A 15,855-nucleotide genomic window follows, 5' to 3' on the forward strand; every position below is an offset into this window, starting at 1 on the left:
CTGGCACGAACCTACGGGCTCGATATCTGCACAAGTCTCTGATCGCTCAGATTTTTTGTTTTCGCTGCTCATAAGCCGCGGCCCTCGCCAGGGGAGCTAGCGAGGGCCGCGTCGGTACACCGCGCCGCGCCTAGGTTCGCGACGTGATGTGGGAGCTCGTAAAAGGTTAGAACGGTAGCAGGACGTCCATCACCTGTTGGCCGTAGCGCGGCTGTTGCACGTCGGTGATCTGGCCGCGGCCGCCATAGGCGATGCGGGCCTGCGCGATCTTCGAGGAATCGATGGTGTTGTCGCTCTGGATGTCCTCGGGACGGACGATGCCGGCCACGATCAGCTCGCGAATTTCGTAATTGACGCGGATCTCCTGCTTGCCTTCGACCACGAGATTGCCATTCGGCAGCACCTGGGTGACGACGGCGGCGACGTTGGTCTGCAAGGCTTCCTGCCTGTTCACCGAACCCTTGCCGTCGCTGTTGGAGGTCGAATCGGTGGTGAGGATGCGGCCGGGCAGGATCTTGTTCGCCTGCGTGATGGTCTGCGAGCCCAGGAAGTTGGTGATTCCGGAATCTTCCGTGCTGGTGCGGCTGCGCTGCGTCTCGTTGGCGATCGCAGCCTTGTCGGTGAAGTTCACGGTGACGGTCAGGATGTCGCCGACGCGCGCGGCGCGCTGGTCCTTGAAGAAGGCCCTGGAGCCGCTTCGCCACAGCGAGTTGGGGCTGTAGGAGGCGACCTCGGGCTTCGGCATCGGCATCTGCACCGGCTTGTAGCCGGGCTGCGTGGTCGGATTGTCGATCGCCGACAGCTTCGGCTGCTCGCCGATCTGGGAGAGCCGGTCGATCGACGAACAACCGCTGGCGATTGTGCCGAGCGCGAGCAGGGCGCCGGTCAGGACAAGACGGTTGATACGATACCAGGACATGAACTTTACTCGGCGTTTGGAGCGACTGAACTGAGCTTGACGGGAGCTGACGTTGATGCGTCGGTGTCGGCGACCGGCACAGGGCGAGGGGTCGCAACCGCGATCGAGACCTCGCCGCGGCCGGTGACGACGCCGGAGATGACGCGCTTGGACTGCAAATTCATCACGCTGACGACGTCGCCCTCGGCGCCGTTGTCCATCGCCTTGCCGCGGATCGTCAGGTAGAGGCCGCCGTTCTGGTAGGCCAACGTGACGTTCTGGTCCCGGGTGACGAGATCGGGCTTGGCGAGATCGGCGACGCGCAGGGCGCGGCCGGCGCCGAGCTGGCGGCGGACCTGCATGCCGACCGCGCTGTCGCGCACCGCCGCATCGCTGCCGACCTCGGCCTTCGGACGGCGCTCGATCACAACATCCGAGCCCTTCAGCACATCGCCGCGCTCGACGCTACGGGTCAGGATGGCGGCCTCGACGGTTTCGATCGCGGTGCCGGTGAAGCGCAGCTTGACCGGCGCGCTGCCCGCGTCGTTGCCGATCTCGAAGCTGACGTCGAAGCGCGTGCTGCGTGGATCGTAGCGCACGGCGATCGGCTGCAATGCCCCGGTGCTGGTGGCTTCGAGCCTGACATCGCCGGGATCGCGGTCGAAGGTCAGGGCGATGTCGGCGGCATTGCCGAGGCCGTGGCGGCGCTCGAGCGCGCGCGCGACTTGCTGCTCGATCTCCTTGGTGTCGATGGTGCGCGCCAGCCGCGTGACGGTGACCTCCTTGAGGTCGCGGGTGTCGACGCCGATGATCTGGCGCGCGCGCAGCGTGGTCAGCACCTGGGCCACCGGCAGCGTGCCGGTGGTGCCGAGATCGGGTGCGCGATAGATTGCGATCGAGGCGGCGCTGCCGGCATTGTCGACGAGGTCGCCGACCCGCACGATGTCGTCCGCGACCGTGACGCTGGCGCGCAGCGTCGGTACCGCGATGGTTTCGCTTTGGCTTTGCGCGATTGACGCCGTCGCGGTGACGGCGAGCAGCGCGGCGACGAGGAGCGGGCGGGCGATCATCGACATCATCCTCAGCGGAACAGGTTGGCGGTCGACTGCATCATCTGGTCAGCCGCGGAGATCACCTTGGAGTTCATCTCGTAAGCGCGCTGCGCGGCGATCAGATTGGAGATTTCCGAGACCACTTCGACGTTGGCCTGCTCGAGGTTGCCCTGCTGCATGTCGCCGTAGCCATCAGTGTTGGCGGTGCCATCCTGCGGCTGGCCGGACGCCGGGGTCTCCGTGAACAGGTTGTCGCCGATCGGGTTCAGCCCGGCCTTGTTGATGAAGCGGGTCAGGCCGATCTGGCCGATCGTGGTCGAGGCGGTCTGGCCGGGCAGCGTCACCGAGACCTGGCCCTGCGTGTTGATGGTGATGCCGGAGGCGTTCTGCGGGATCGTGATCGTCGGCTGCACCGGGTTGCCCTGGGCGTTGACGATGCGGCCCTGGTTGTCCATCTGAAACGAGCCGTCGCGGGAATAGGTGAAGGTGCCGTCCGGCATCAGGATCTTGAAGAAGCCTTCGCCGCGGATCGCGATGTCGAGATCGTTGCCGGTCGGCGACAGCGTGCCCTGGGTCATCATCCGCGGCGTGCCGACGGTCTTGACGCCGCCGCCGAGGTCGATGCCGACAGGCAGGATGGTGTTCTGCTGCGAGGCCTGCGCGCCGACCCGGCGCACATGGTCGTAGATCAAGTCCTGGAACGCGGCGCGCTGCTTCTTGTAGCCGGTGGTTTGCAGGTTCGCGATGTTGTTGGAGATCACCTGGACGTTGAGCTCCTGGGCGGCCATCCCGGTCGCAGCGGTATAGAGTGCGCGCATGGATCAGCCTCCGATCAGGTCGGGACGTCGGCGAGCTTTTCGATCGCCGACTTGTGCAGGTCGCTCTGCTGCTGCAGCAGCGAGGCGATTTGGGTGTAGGTCCGCGTGATCTCGATCATGCGGCTCATCTCGGTGACGGAATTGACGTTGGACTTCTCGATGAAGCCCTGGCGCAGCACCGATTGGGTATCGACCACCGGCACGGCGCCTTCGCCCGGCGCGTAGAGGTTGGAGCCTTCCTTCAGCAGGCGCTGGGCGTCCGGGAACGACACCAGGCGCAGCCGGCCGCGCACCGAGTCGAGCGTGGAGGTGCCCTCGACCACGGTGATGTTGCCGTCGGGAGCGATGCTGATGTCGTGGTCGGTCTGCTGGAAGGTGATCGGGCCGGAGCCGCCCAGCACCTGGTAGCCGTCGGCGGTAACGAGCTGGCCCTGATTGTTGATCTGTAGATTGCCGTCGCGGGTGTAGCGCTCGCCGCCGGGCGTCTGCACCACGAGAAACGCGCTGCCGTCAATCGCGACGTCGAGCGGGTTCTTGGTCTGCTCGGTCGAGCCTTGCGAGAAATCGTGGAACGTCGCGCGGTCCTGCACGAAGGAGACGCGGCGGTCGGTGCCGGCGAAATTGTCCTCGTGCGCGCTCGACGACAGATATTCCTGGAACAAGGACCGGTCGGCCTTGTAGCCGTTGGTGTTCATGTTCGCGATGTTGTTGGCAACGACATCGATCTGCCGTTCCAGCACCATCTGCTTCGACAATCCGATCAGAAGCGTGTTCTGCATCGGCGGTTCTCCCCTGTGAGTTGATCCGATGCAGGGGCTCTCCCAAGCCTTCACCCCGGACCGTTGTTAACCCTGGGGTTCTCCCAAACCCGCGGGTTACGCCAATCTCCCAGCGAAAGCCGTGCCAAGTCGAAATGTGATGGTGTTTTAATGGGTTAGATATGCGGTCGAGCCCTCTGCGGGGCGGCAGAAAGGTCTTGTTGACCATATTTGCCCGGCAGTTTTTTCCTAGTTGAGGGGTAATCCTAAGCTTCCGTTAACCATTATGACCCTAGCGTCGCCATTATTGGGGCGCGTGTGCGCCGGCGGCATTTGTATCGCGTCTCTAAGCCAAGGCTGGTGGCAATCGCGTTCGCATCCTTCAATTGAAGCGGGCGGACGATGGCGGACGACGACAAGACGGAAGGCGGCGATGGCGCGGCCGCTCCGAAGAAAGGCAAGCTCAAGCTGATTATTGCCGCGGTCGGCTTCCTCGCCATTGTCGGTGCCGGCGCGGCGGGATGGTTCTTCTTCATGCGCGGCCACGGCGACGAGCAGCACGCCGAGGCGCCGCCGCCGAAGCCGCCATCCTTCGTCGATGTTCCCGACATGCTGGTCAACCTGGTCGGCGCACCCGGCGAGCGCGTGCAATATCTGAAGCTGAAGCTCGTGCTCGAGGTGAAGGAAGAAAAGCAGGCCGAGGCCATCAAGCCGTCGCTGCCGCGCGTCACCGACCTGTTCCAGACCTATATGCGCGAGCTGCGCCCGAGCGACCTCAACGGCTCCGCCGGCCTGTTTCGCCTCAAGGAAGAGCTGACCAAGCGGGTCAATCTGGCGCTCGCACCCAACCAGGTGAACGCGGTGCTGTTCAAGGAAGTCGTGATCCAGTGACAGGGCGGATATAAAGCCATGGCCGGCACCGACCAGATGGATCAGGACGCCATTGCGGCGCAGTGGGAAGCCTCGCTCGATTCCGAGGATCCCGCGGCCGCCGCCGCGGAGGCGGCCAAGAACGAACTCACCGAGAGCATGGCGCTGCAATGGGCCGCCATGGTCGAGGACGGCAGCCGTGACTTCGGCGGCAAGAACACCAACGGCGAACGTGTCCTGTCGCAGGAGGAGATCGACAATCTCCTCGGCTTCACCGTCGGCGACGTCAATCTCGACGATCACTCCGGCATTCGCGCCATCATCGATTCCGCGATGGTGTCGTACGAGCGCCTGCCGATGCTCGAGATCGTGTTCGACCGCCTGGTGCGGCTGATGACGACATCCTTGCGCAACTTCACCTCCGACAACGTCGAGGTCTCGCTCGACCGCATCACCTCGGTGCGCTTCGGCGACTACATGAACTCGATCCCGCTGCCGGCGGTGCTCTCGGTGTTCAAGGCGGAGGAGTGGGAGAATTTCGGCCTCGCCACGGTCGATTCCAGCCTGATCTATTCGATGATCGACGTGCTGCTCGGCGGCCGTCGCGGCCAGACCCAACTGCGGATCGAGGGCCGGCCCTACACCACGATCGAGACCAACCTGGTCAAGCGGCTGGTCGAGGTGGTGCTGGCCGATGCCGAGCAGGCGTTCCGGCCGCTGTCGCCGGTGACCTTCTCGATCGACCGGCTCGAGACCAACCCGCGCTTCGCCGCGATCAGCCGGCCCGCCAACGCCGCGATCCTGGTGCGGCTGCGCATCGACATGGAAGACCGCGGCGGCAACATCGAGTTGCTGCTGCCTTATGCGACCATCGAACCGATCCGCAACGTGCTGTTGCAGATGTTCATGGGCGAAAAGTTCGGCCGCGACCCGATCTGGGAAGGCCATTTCGCCACCGAGGTGGCGCAGGCCGAGATCTCGGTCGATGCCGTGCTCTACGAGGCAGATATTCCGCTGAAGCAATTGATGCGGCTGAAGGTCGGCGACACGCTGCCGCTCGAGATCCGCGCCGACTCGCTGGTATCGGTGCGCTGCGGCAACGTCACGCTGACGGAAGGACGGATGGGCCGCGTCGGCGATCGCGTCGCGATCCGCGTCACCAAGAATTTGCGCAAGCCGCAGACCACCTTCGCGATGTTCGAGAAGGCGGACGAGCAGACCAAGATGATGGAGGCACCATGAGTCATGTGCTTGGATTAGCAATCGAGAGCCTGGTGACCGTGCTTCTGATGTTGACAATCGGCTATTGCTGGTTGCTCAACAAGCGCCTGCAGCGGCTGAAGGCGGACGAGCATTCGCTGAAAGCGACGATCGCCGAACTGATCACGGCGACTGAGATCGCCGAGCGGGCGATCGGCGGGCTCAAGCACGCGGTGCGCGACGTCAACGAGAATCTCGGCAACCAACTCGACGCGGCGACGCAGATGTCGATCCAGCTCAAGAACCAGATCGCCGAAGGTGATCACGTGGTGCGCCGCCTGTCCAAGATCGCGCTTGCCGCGCGGCCGTCGGCGCCCGCGCCGGCCGCACCCATGCAGGCGGCGCCCGCACCGGTGGCGCCGGCGCCGCGGGCCTCCGCCGCGCGTGCCGTCGCAGCGGCCGCGGAGGCCTTCACCGAGCGCAGGAGGGCCGGCGGCCTCGCTGCATGAAGTCGTTCCGTGACATCCGAGTAATGCCCGTGGTGCTGGCCGCGGTCTTCGGCCTGATGGTGCTGAAGATCGCCGGCCTCGTGCTCGATGGCGGCTATGTGTTCGACTACGCTGCGCAACCGGCCGGGTCGTCGTGGGCGCAGGAGAACTTCAATTTCCCCGGCGGCAACAAGGTCGCCGCCGATAACAAGGTCAAGGGCGATCCCTCCGACATCACGGGATCGGTCGAGAACAAGGAGACGAAGAAGGACGAGCCGCCGAAACCCGCTACTCCCGCGGCGGTGCCGCCCAAGCCGGACGGCGTGGCGGTCAATATGGATCAACCCGCGCCGGTGTCGGCGACGGAGCGCGCGATCCTGGAACGGCTGCAGTCGCGCCGCCAGGAGCTTGATCAGCGCGCGCGCGAGGTCGAGATCCGCGAAAGCCTGTTGAAGGCGGCCGAGAAGCGCATCGAGGCCAAGGTCGAGGAGGCCAAGGCCAACGACGCCAAGGCGAGCGCCGATGCGGCGGCGAAGGCCGCAGCGGAGGCGGCTCGCTTCAAGAGCATCGTCACCATGTATGAAAACATGAAACCGAAGGACGCCGCCAAGGTGTTCGACCGCCTGGACATCGGCGTGCTCTATCAGATCGCCTCGCAGATCCAGCCGCGCAAGATGTCCGACATCCTCGGCCAGATGCAGCCGGAGGCCGCCGAGCGCCTCACGGTCGAACTCGCCCGCCGCGCCAGCGGCGACACGTCGGCGGCCGCCGACGATCTCCCCAAGATCGAGGGCAAGTTGCTGGCACCGAAGACGAATTGACGGACTCGATCGGTCAAGCTGGAGGATGATCGGGAAAAAGAAAGTGTGAAACGGTCTTCCTTCGCGACAAACGCGGAGCGTTTGCGCGGAGATCATGCTCAAACAAGGGGTTAAAGCGCGACGACGATTCGGCCCAATCTCATCGCGCTTTAGGGATCTGCGACCCAAGTTTGCCGCTCAGGCCGCCCGCACCACCGGCTTGATCTTGTTGAGTTCGTTGGCGAGTGACGCCTCTGCCACTTTGACATCATAGGCGTTCTGCAGGTTTAACCAAAGCTGGGCAGACGTATTCAGCGCCTTGGACAGTCGAAGCGCAGTGTTCGCCGTGATGGCGGTCTCTTCGTTTGCAATACGCTCGATCCTGGTACGCGGGACGCCGCAGGCCTTGGCAAGCGCGCCGGCAGATAGCGATAGCGGGATCAGAAATTCTTCCCTCAGCACCTCACCGGGGTGCATTGGTGGGAGCTTCTTTGCCATGTGTAACCCTTTCTGCGGTTCGGGTTGTCCCCGACGGATCCGCTAGGAGTGATAGTCGGTAAACTCTACGTCCACTGGACCCTCCTCGGTCCAGATGAAGCAGATGCGGAACTGATCGTTCACGCGGATTGAATGCTGACCCCGGCGATCTCCCCTCAGGGCTTCCAGCCGATTGCCGGGAGGAGACCGAAGATCCTGCAGCGTCACGGCGGCGTGAAGGTACTGGAGCTTCCGACGCGCAACCTTGAGGAGATCGGCAGGAAATCCCTTCTGGGCCTCGCCCTCAAAGGCTGCTTTGGTCGCCGCGTCCTTGAAGCTCTTGATCACGTCCGCGATTGTATCATATCATGATACGCTCCGCAATGACTGGTATCACTGGATGATACAAGCTCCCGGGCATGGATTCGCCTCGCTCGATCCTGTGGGCTCCCCGCGAAACTCCGCGTCGTCGTTAACAGCTCCTTAACGCCGCCAATCCAAAATCGGGACGCGTGGGCGAGGGCGCTTCGCGCTGGCATCGTTAAGGCATTGAGAAGACGTTTCGAGATGGCGCGAACGGCCGCCGCTGGAACATGGTCGCTGGGTCGCGCCTGGACCCGGGCTGCGCGCCTGTGCCTGTTGGCGGCTGGCTTCGCTGTTGCAGTCATCGCATCGCCCGGCGCCGCCCGTGCGGACGATCCGGTGCCGGGCGAGGCGACATTCTCCGCCGCGAACGGGTTCGCCCGACTGGTGCTCAAGCTGAAGGAAGATGTCGATTCCGAGGTGACGACGGCGGGCTCCATCATCGTGATCCGCTTTAAGCGCCCGGTCGATATCCCCGTTGAGCAACTGTCGGATGCGGTGCCCGACTATGTCGGCTCGGCGCGCCGCGATCCGGATGGTTCGGCGATCCGCCTGTCGTTGGCGCGCCGCGTCACCATCAACACCATGACCGCGGGCGAGCGCATCTTCGTCGACTTCCTGCCCGACGGCTGGACCGGCCCGCCACCGCCGCTGCCGCAGGAGGTGATCCGCGAGCTCGCCGAGCGCGCCCGCAATGCCGAGCGCCTGCTTCGCCTGCAGCGCGCAGCCGATGCCGCGAAGAAGCGGCCGCCGGTGCGCGTCCGCGCGCTGCTGCAGCCCACCTTCGTCCGCTTCGTCTTCGAGGTTCCTGACGGTGTCGGCGTTTCCTCGGTGCTGAACGAGCAGAAGCTGACGCTGTCCTTCAACGCGGTGCTGACCTTCGATCTCGCCGATGCCAAGGTCGCCGCGCCTCCCAACGTCGCGTCGATCGGCGCGCGGGCCGATACCGATACGTCGGCGGTCGACATGACATTGGTGGGCGACGTCGACGTGCATTCGTTCCGCGACGAGAAGAACTATATTGTCGATGTCGCTTTCCAGCAGGGCGACCAGCAGGCGCAAGCAAAGCCTGCGCTCACCGCGCTGATCCCTGCACCGCGCGGCAAGCCGAAAGCCGCGATGTCGCGAGAGCCGGCCGCGCTCCCGTCTGTGACCTCGGAAGGCATCGCGCAACAAGCCAAGATCGAGATCAAGCCCGAGACATCCGAGCAGCCGCAGGGCGAACCGGCCAGTCCGGAGCAGGGCAACGCCGAGCAGCCGATATCCCCGCCGGCCCAATCGGAGCCGCCCAAGGCGGATTTGCCCAAGCCGGACTTGTTGAAGTCGGATCTGCCCAAATCGGATCTGCCCAGGTCGGAGCCATCGAAGTCGGATCTGCCAAGCGCCGCGGCCGCGCCACATGATGGCGCGGCTGGACTTCAGGAAGACGTGAAGCCTGCGGCAGTGACCGAAGCGCCGAAGCCGGCGGCTCCTGCCGCGGAGGTGCCGGTAGTGGAGACACCGAAGGCGGCCGCGGCACCGTCGCCATCCTCGGAGGCTCGTGCGAGCGGCAAGGCCTCGGTCGAGGCCCAGCGCGGCAGCGACGGGCTGCGCGTGACGTTCTCGTTCCCCACCGCCACTCCGGCCGCGCTGTTCCGCCGTGCCGACGCCGTGTGGATGGTGTTCGACACGGCTGAGGCGATCGACGTCGATCCGATCCGCACCAAGGGCGGGTCCATCATCGCCGATGTCACCCGCATGGCCGTGGACAAGGGCCAGGCAGTGCGCTTCCGCCTCAACCGGCCGCAGATGCCGTCGCTCGAGAGCGATGACCGCTCGCGCGGCGTCAGTTGGACGCTGACCTTTGCCGACCGCGTGCAGAAGCCGCCGCTGCCGCTCACCGTGGTGCGCAACATCACCGAGCCCGCGCTCGCCAATGTCAGCGTGCCGCTCGCCAATCCCGGCCAATTCCACCGACTGGTCGATCCCGATGCCGGCGACGCGCTCTGGGTCGTGACCGCGCCGCCACCGACTCGCGGCATCCTGAAGCGGCAGGATTTCGTCGAACTGTCGCTGCTGGAATCGATCCATGGCCTCGTGGTGCGTCCGAATGCCGACGACGTGAAGGCGGAAGTCGGCGACGACAAGGTGACGCTTGGACGACCCGGTGGGTTGACGCTGTCGTCGGCCGACGTCGCCGCCGAGCGCGCCACCGCCGCGGTCAAGCCGCTGTTCGACATCGACGAATGGCAGAAGAACCGATCGGAGAATTTCCTCAATCGGCTCGATAGCCTGATTGCCGCCGCGGCGGCGGCCAACCCCGACCAGCTTCCGCAGGCGCGGCTCGATCTCGCCGACTTCTACATGGCGCGCGGCATGTATGAGGAAGCCCATGCCGTCACCAACCTGATGCTCTCCGAAAGCAAGCGCGGCAGCGAGACGCCGGCGATGGTGATGGTGCACGCCATCGCGAGCATCCTGATCGGCCACCCGGCGCAGGGTCTGAAGGACCTCGCCAGCCCGGCGATCGGCAACGGTTACGATTCCCAATTGTGGAAGGGACTCGCCTTCGCGCGCGAGGGCAAATGGGTGGAAGCGCGCGAGAAGTTCAAGAACGTCGAGTTCTCGGTGGCCACGCTGCCGTCGGAGCTGCAGCGCATCATCACCATGAACGCGATGAAGGCCTCGCTTGAGGTCAAGGATTATGCCGGCGCTGCACGGCGCAAGAGCGACCTCGACGTCGTCGGCATCCCGGACGATCTCAAGCCAGCAGCGGCCGTGCTGAAGGGCCGGCTGGCGGAAGCCCTTGGCCAGGAGAAGGATGCGCTCGACGCCTATCACGTCGCCGCGATCTCGGCCGATCGCCAGGCGGCGGCTGAAGGCGAGCTGCTCGAAACTCTGCTGCGGCAGAAGCGCGGCGAGATCGGCCGTGATGAGGTGCTGAAGAAGCTCGAGCTACTGTCGATGATGTGGCGCGGCGACAGCATCGAGCTGAAGACGCTGTTCGTGTTGTCGAAGATCTATGCCGACACCGGACGTTACGCCGATGCCTTTGCCGTGAGCCGCGCCGCGACACGGCTGCAACCCAATGCACCGGAGTCCCGGCAGGCGCAGGATGCGGCGTCGGCGTTGTTCGTGCAGCTCTTCCTCGGGCCAAAGGGCGACGAGATGTCGCCGATCGACGCGCTCAGCACCTTCTACGAATACCGCGAGCTGACTCCGATCGGCCGCCGCGGCGACGAGATGATCCGCAGGTTGGCCGACCGTCTCGCCGGCGTCGACCTGCTGGACCAGGCCGCCGACCTCCTGCAATACCAGGTCGACAAGCGGCTGGAAGGCGCGGCGCGCGCCCAGGTCGCCGCGCGCCTGGCCATGGTGTATCTGACCAACCGCAAGCCGGATCGCGCCATCGCCGCGCTGCGCTCGACGCGCCTCGCCGACCTGTCCGGCGAATTGCGGCAGCAGCGGCTGCTGCTCGAGGCAAGGGCGCAGAGCGACGTCGGCCGCCACGATCTCGCACTCGACATCATCTCGAACGTCACCGGCCGCGAGGCGATCCGGCTGCGCTCCGATATCTACTGGGCGGCGCGGCGCTGGCGCGAGGCGTCCGAGCAGATCGAGCTGTATTACGGCGATCGCTGGCGCGACTTCACGCCGCTCAATGCCGCCGAGAAGGCCGACATCATCCGCGCCGTGGTCGGCTATGCGCTGGCCGAGGACGCCATCGGCCTGGCGCGATTCCGCGAGAAATACGCGCCGCTGATGTCCGGCGATGCCGACAAGCTGGCGTTCGACACCGCCAGCAAGCCGGTTGCGACCTCGAGCGCGGAATTCGCCGCGATCGCCAGGATGGCGGCGAGCGTCGATACGCTGGACGGTTTCATCCGCGAGATGAAGACCCGCTTCCCCGACGCGACCGCCCGTGCGCCGCTGCCGGACCCGGTCGCGACCGGATCGCTGCCGGACAAGGCGAAAGGTGCACCGGTCAGCACGCTGCCGGCCATCAAGAGCGAGCAGAGCGCCAGCGCGTCGCGCTAGGCGGACGTCACAATTGGGTATTGAGGAACCGAGTCTGACTTGGCTGTCATCGATGACGCGCGCATGCTGCGATGCCGTGATCGAGATTGGCGTTGACCTAAAATAGTCGTCGGTCCGATTGACTCTGCTTGGGGGCGGCGTAGCCTCGTTGGTGGATCGCGAGCAGGCCTCCCACGCCAGCCGAGCCAGAGCGGGTCGCTCCCGCCAGCGCCAGTCAAAGTGGGCCGATTCCACGCGTGAGGTGCACCGAAGCGGCGCTGGCAACAGCGCCGTTTCTGCTGGGGGAGACGTCGTCACCATGAGCAAGCCGACCAAGACCGAAGCCGAACTCATCGCGATGGCGCGGGCCGAGCTCAAGGTGCATGCCGACTGTCCTGATGGTATCGACATCTCGATCCTCCGCGACGGCGAGAGCTGGGAATTCCGCGCCAGTGCCGACGCTGCGACAGTGGCCAAGCCCGGCTATCCCGAATGCGTAGCGATGCTGGTGCAGATCGGCGACCACCTCAGCAAGCAGTATGACGTGAAAGTCTAGAGGCCAACGATTGCGCCTGAACCGGACCATTGCGCTCCGGGAGCAAAGGCGGAATCTTTGCGTGATGCCTGCACAGGTCTCCTTCAAGCCGCGCACGACGTCATTGCCGCGCTGTTTCTTGCAATCGCCACGGACGATCGCAGCGATCGGAACTAATCATTTTTCATGAACCCTCCCGCGGCCTATGTCGTGGGAATGCTAAGCACGAACGCCGATCGTCATCACCGGCATCGCCACGCCGCGCCACATCGGGATACGGGCGGGCCGGTGTGGCTGTCTGCGGCTGCCGGGCTCTGCGCCTCGCTGGTCGGGCTCGGGCTTGCGCGCTTCGCCTATACGCCGCTGATCCCGGCGCTGATTGCGGCCAAATGGTTCACCCCGGCTGAGGCCGTCTATCTCGGCGCCGCCAACCTTGCCGGCTACCTCGCAGGTGCGCTGATCGCCCGCGATCTCGGGACACGGATCGGCTCGGTGCGCGTGCTGCGCGGCATGATGGTGCTGGCGGCGCTCTGCTGCTTTGCCTGCGCCGTGCCGATCTCGTTCATCTGGTTCTTCGGTTTCCGCTTCCTCGCAGGCGTGACCGGCGGCGTGATCATGGTGCTGGCGGCAACGGCGATCCTGCCGCACACCGCGCCGAGCAAGCGTGGCTTGGTCGGTGGCGTGATCTTTGCCGGCGTCGGGCTCGGGGTCGCGGCCTCGGGCACACTCGTTCCGCTCTTGCTGCGGCAGGGGCTCAGCGAGGCGTGGTATGGTCTTGGCGTGCTGTCGGCGCTGCTGACGTTGATGAGCTGGAAGGCGTGGCCGGCGGAGACATCGGTGGCGCATGCTGCGGTCGAGCACCATGCCGCGGCGCCCGGCGCGCGATCGCCGCTGGTACTGATGTTGAGCCTGGAATACGGCCTCAACGCGCTGGCGCTGGTGCCGCACATGGTGTTCCTAGTCGACTTCGTGGCTCGCGGGCTCGGGCAGGGGATTTCGGCCGGATCGTATTACTGGGTGCTGTACGGGCTGGGCGCCGTCATTGGTCCGCTCTTGACCGGGCATCTCGCGGATCGCGCGGGATTTGCAACAGCGCTTCGTGCAGCGTTCCTGATCGAGGGCGTGGCGGTCGCGCTGCCGGCCGTGAGCACGTCGCCGGTCGCGCTGATCGTGTCGAGCCTCATCGTCGGCGGATTCGCGCCCGGCATCGTGCCGCTCGTCATCGGCCGCATCCACGAATTGATTCCGCATTCCGCTGCCGGCCAGCGCACCGCGTGGGCGCGGGCCACCACGACATTCGCGCTGTTCCAGGCGGCGGGCGCCTACGGGATGTCGTTCCTGTTCGCGCAGAGCGGCGGCAATTATGCGCTGCTGTTCGTGATCGGCGCAGCCGCGGTGATCCTCGCGCTGGCACTCGAGCTCGTGAGCGCTCTTGCGGCAAAGTCAGGCCGCTAGGTGCGCAGCGCCCGCGCGAGCACGGCAATGAACCGGTCGGTGTCGGCTTCGTCGTTGAAGACATGCGGCGACACGCGCATCCGGCCGAGCCGCAATGCGACATGGACGTCCTCGGCGGCGAGGCGCGCAATCAGGTCTCTCGGCATGCCGCCCGCCATGCCGAGGCTGACGATGTGCGGTGCGCGCAGCCGCTGGTCGAGCGCGCTGACGCCGAGGTCGCGCACACCGTCGGCAATCCGCCGGGTCAGCATCGCAAGCCGCGCGCTGACGGCGGCCGCGCCCCAATCCGCTAGCATCTCCATGCCGACGGACGCCATTTCCAGCGAGATGAAATGGTCGCGTTCGCCCATGTCGTAGCGCCGCGCGTTGTCGACATAGGCGAGATCGCCGAAATAGACCGGGTTCTCGGAATTGACGTTGCGGCGGCCGGCCGAGGTCTGCTCCAGCGGCACCCCATTCTGATGGCGCTTGGCGACATAAAGGAACGCGCGGCCATAGGGACCGATCAGCCATTTGTAGGTCGGGAAGATCACGGCGTCGGGATCGAGCTGCTTCACATCCATCGCGACGACGCCCGCGCCCTGCGTCGCGTCGATCACGAACATGGCGCCCTGCCGCCGCAGCGCGGCCTGCACCTTCTCGACATCGATCAAGCCGCCGTCCGACCAGTGCACCGAGGAGATCGAGGCAAGGCCGACCGGCGGCGCGCCCGTCCGCTCGATCGCCGCGAGCACCGCCGAGGTCCAGTCACCGTCGGCGGGCTGGTCGACGATTTCGACGGTAAAGCCCTGCGCCTCGGCGCGGGCGTGCCATTCCAGCACCGGCGAGGAATGATCGTTCTCCAGCACGATGACGCGCGTGCCGCGCGGAATGGTCAGCACTTTTGCCATCGTCGCGACGCCGTAGCTGACCGCAGGGATCAGCGCGATGTCGTCAGCATCGGCATTGATCAGGCGTGCCGCAGCAGAGCGGGCGCGCTCGTGCTGGCGGTGGGCGAAGTCCGCATCCAGCGTCCAGGGCTGGCCCTTGCGCGCCACCGCGATGCGGCCGGCGTTGAGCGTCGTCCGCGGCAGCGGACTGTAGGAGGCCGAGTTCAGGTAGCAAATGTCTTGCGGAACATCGAACAGATGGCGCTGCGAGGGAAGCATGGCGGCTCGTTGCTGGCGTTTTTCGGATGATGTTTGAATCGGGAGGCGCTGGCCGTCATCCGTCGTACTGATCCGGTCCCATCGCCCAGAGTGCCTGGTCGTGGCCATGGGCGAAGGTGCGGTTGGTCTGCGCGGGATTGCGGTTGATCAGCGGCCGCAAATACATCGGGTGGGTGGCGCTGCGCACCTCGTGCTCGACGGTGAACAGGTGCCTGCCATCTTTGGGATCGACGATATCGCAGAAGCGGTACTGATACTGATTGTCCTCGCGCGAGATCAGGTTGCGCTCCAACAGCCGCCTGTAAGGGCCTGAGAAATCGGTGATATAGATCTGGATGTGATGGCCGTCGAACTCCGGCTGCGCCCGGTCGCTCTCGCGGAATTGCAGATACTGATCCTTGCCGACTTTTGCGCGCGCAACAGTGCCGTCGCCGTTCGTGACGCTGGCGGGGATGCCCATGATCTCAGGATAGAACCGGCCGATCGCCTCGGCGGTGCCCTGCGGCACCTCGAACTCGACATAGGGCATCCCGAGCGCGATGCGCCCGAAGCGGCTTGCGTCCGGCTCATAGCAGCGCAGCCGATTGCCCCAGGGGCAGGTCGCCTCGACATGGTCATTGTGCGCGCGATAGCTGAAGGCGGTGCCTTCGAGCTTCGGCGCGACGGAGGCAAGCCGGTCGAGCAGTGCCCGCCGCCCGGCGATCACCAGTGCGGTATGGCCGCGCAGCACCTGCGGCTTGCCGCTCGGCAGATGAAACTGGCTACGGCCGGCGTTCACCCACATGTTGCTGTCGGAGACCATCAGATAGGGATCGCGGGTCAGGCCGATCCCGGCGACATAGAACAGCGTGGCCAGGCGCTGGTCCGGCACCTGCACGTTGACATGTTCGAGATGGATGGCGTTGCCAAGGTCTTCTGCGGCGCGGTCGAACGACTGTTGCATGGACGCGGCTCTCCGGATGCGACGCCGCACATGATAGTGCAACGCGGCGGCCGA

Annotated in this window: 15 protein-coding genes; 7 read left to right on the top strand and 8 right to left on the bottom strand. The window is 65.5% G+C overall.

Going from position 1 to position 15,855, the window contains the following annotated elements; genetic code table 11:
• Positions 1 to 166: 166 nt before the first annotated feature.
• From flgH to flgF, 4 genes are read right to left on the bottom strand one after another with little or no spacing between them, the layout of a single operon-like run.
• Positions 167 to 919, bottom strand: a complete 753-nt coding sequence (gene flgH, locus P6U30_RS13675) for a flagellar basal body L-ring protein FlgH (protein ID WP_407151565.1) — start codon at positions 917 to 919, stop codon at positions 167 to 169.
• Between the two features lie 5 nt (positions 920 to 924).
• Entirely contained in the window at positions 925 to 1,977 is a 1,053-nt protein-coding gene (gene flgA / locus P6U30_RS13680) for a flagellar basal body P-ring formation chaperone FlgA (protein WP_407169524.1), read from the bottom strand.
• Positions 1,978 to 1,979: 2 nt separating this feature from the next.
• Positions 1,980 to 2,768 (bottom strand): flagellar basal-body rod protein FlgG, encoded by a 789-nt coding sequence (gene flgG, locus P6U30_RS13685; RefSeq protein ID WP_407151567.1) that lies wholly within the window; start codon positions 2,766 to 2,768, stop codon positions 1,980 to 1,982.
• Positions 2,769 to 2,782: 14 nt separating this feature from the next.
• Entirely contained in the window at positions 2,783 to 3,547 is a 765-nt protein-coding gene (gene flgF, locus P6U30_RS13690; protein ID WP_407169525.1) for a flagellar basal-body rod protein FlgF, read from the bottom strand.
• Positions 3,548 to 3,928: 381 nt separating this feature from the next.
• Between flgF and fliL the strand changes: the two genes are divergently transcribed.
• Genes fliL through P6U30_RS13710 form a run of 4 tightly spaced genes read left to right on the top strand, consistent with a single transcriptional unit; the run spans position 3,929 to position 6,905 of the window.
• Entirely contained in the window at positions 3,929 to 4,417 is a 489-nt protein-coding gene (gene fliL / locus P6U30_RS13695; protein WP_407151569.1) for a flagellar basal body-associated protein FliL, read from the top strand.
• An 18-nt stretch (positions 4,418 to 4,435) separates the two neighbouring features.
• Positions 4,436 to 5,638, top strand: a complete 1,203-nt coding sequence (fliM, locus tag P6U30_RS13700) for a flagellar motor switch protein FliM (RefSeq protein WP_407151570.1) — start codon at positions 4,436 to 4,438, stop codon at positions 5,636 to 5,638.
• Positions 5,635 to 6,105, top strand: coding sequence for a DUF6468 domain-containing protein (locus P6U30_RS13705; RefSeq protein WP_407169526.1), 471 nt, complete (start codon positions 5,635 to 5,637; stop codon positions 6,103 to 6,105). The genes fliM and P6U30_RS13705 overlap by 4 nt, the downstream gene beginning before the upstream one ends.
• Complete coding sequence (locus P6U30_RS13710) at positions 6,102 to 6,905, top strand: MotE family protein (RefSeq protein ID WP_407169527.1); 804 nt, start codon at positions 6,102 to 6,104, stop codon at positions 6,903 to 6,905. Before P6U30_RS13705 ends, P6U30_RS13710 begins: the two co-directional genes overlap by 4 nt.
• A 177-nt stretch (positions 6,906 to 7,082) precedes the next feature.
• Here P6U30_RS13710 and P6U30_RS13715 read toward each other — a convergent pair whose 3' ends face one another.
• Together P6U30_RS13715 and P6U30_RS13720 are read right to left on the bottom strand one after the other, a co-directional pair.
• Positions 7,083 to 7,382, bottom strand: coding sequence for a HigA family addiction module antitoxin (locus P6U30_RS13715; RefSeq protein ID WP_407169528.1), 300 nt, complete (start codon positions 7,380 to 7,382; stop codon positions 7,083 to 7,085).
• A 42-nt stretch (positions 7,383 to 7,424) separates the two neighbouring features.
• The gene (locus tag P6U30_RS13720) at positions 7,425 to 7,709 is read right to left on the bottom strand and encodes a type II toxin-antitoxin system RelE/ParE family toxin (RefSeq protein WP_407169529.1); all 285 of its coding nucleotides are present in this window, start codon (positions 7,707 to 7,709) and stop codon (positions 7,425 to 7,427) included.
• A 219-nt stretch (positions 7,710 to 7,928) separates the two neighbouring features.
• On the opposite strand from P6U30_RS13720, the gene P6U30_RS13725 reads away from it, so the two are divergent.
• The 3 genes from P6U30_RS13725 to P6U30_RS13735 all read left to right on the top strand — a co-directional run bounded on the left by P6U30_RS13725 (position 7,929) and on the right by P6U30_RS13735 (position 13,710).
• Positions 7,929 to 11,741, top strand: a complete 3,813-nt coding sequence (locus P6U30_RS13725; RefSeq protein WP_407169530.1) for a tetratricopeptide repeat protein — start codon at positions 7,929 to 7,931, stop codon at positions 11,739 to 11,741.
• 298 nt (positions 11,742 to 12,039) lie between these two features.
• A complete protein-coding gene (locus P6U30_RS13730) occupies positions 12,040 to 12,276 on the top strand; it encodes a hypothetical protein (RefSeq protein ID WP_407169531.1) in 237 nt (78 codons plus the stop codon).
• A gap of 165 nt (positions 12,277 to 12,441) precedes the next feature.
• A complete protein-coding gene (locus tag P6U30_RS13735) occupies positions 12,442 to 13,710 on the top strand; it encodes a YbfB/YjiJ family MFS transporter (protein WP_407169532.1) in 1,269 nt (422 codons plus the stop codon).
• On the opposite strand, the gene P6U30_RS13740 is transcribed toward P6U30_RS13735, so the two are convergent.
• Positions 13,707 to 14,858, bottom strand: a complete 1,152-nt coding sequence (locus P6U30_RS13740; RefSeq protein ID WP_407169533.1) for an aminotransferase class V-fold PLP-dependent enzyme — start codon at positions 14,856 to 14,858, stop codon at positions 13,707 to 13,709. The two genes, P6U30_RS13735 and P6U30_RS13740, sit on opposite strands and share 4 nt — an antisense overlap.
• A gap of 55 nt (positions 14,859 to 14,913) precedes the next feature.
• Positions 14,914 to 15,801, bottom strand: a complete 888-nt coding sequence (locus P6U30_RS13745; protein ID WP_407169534.1) for a hypothetical protein — start codon at positions 15,799 to 15,801, stop codon at positions 14,914 to 14,916.
• Positions 15,802 to 15,855 lie beyond the last annotated feature (54 nt).

This window comes from Bradyrhizobium sp. ORS 111, from assembly GCF_045571485.1.
Taxonomy (GTDB): Bacteria; Pseudomonadota; Alphaproteobacteria; order Rhizobiales; family Xanthobacteraceae; genus Bradyrhizobium.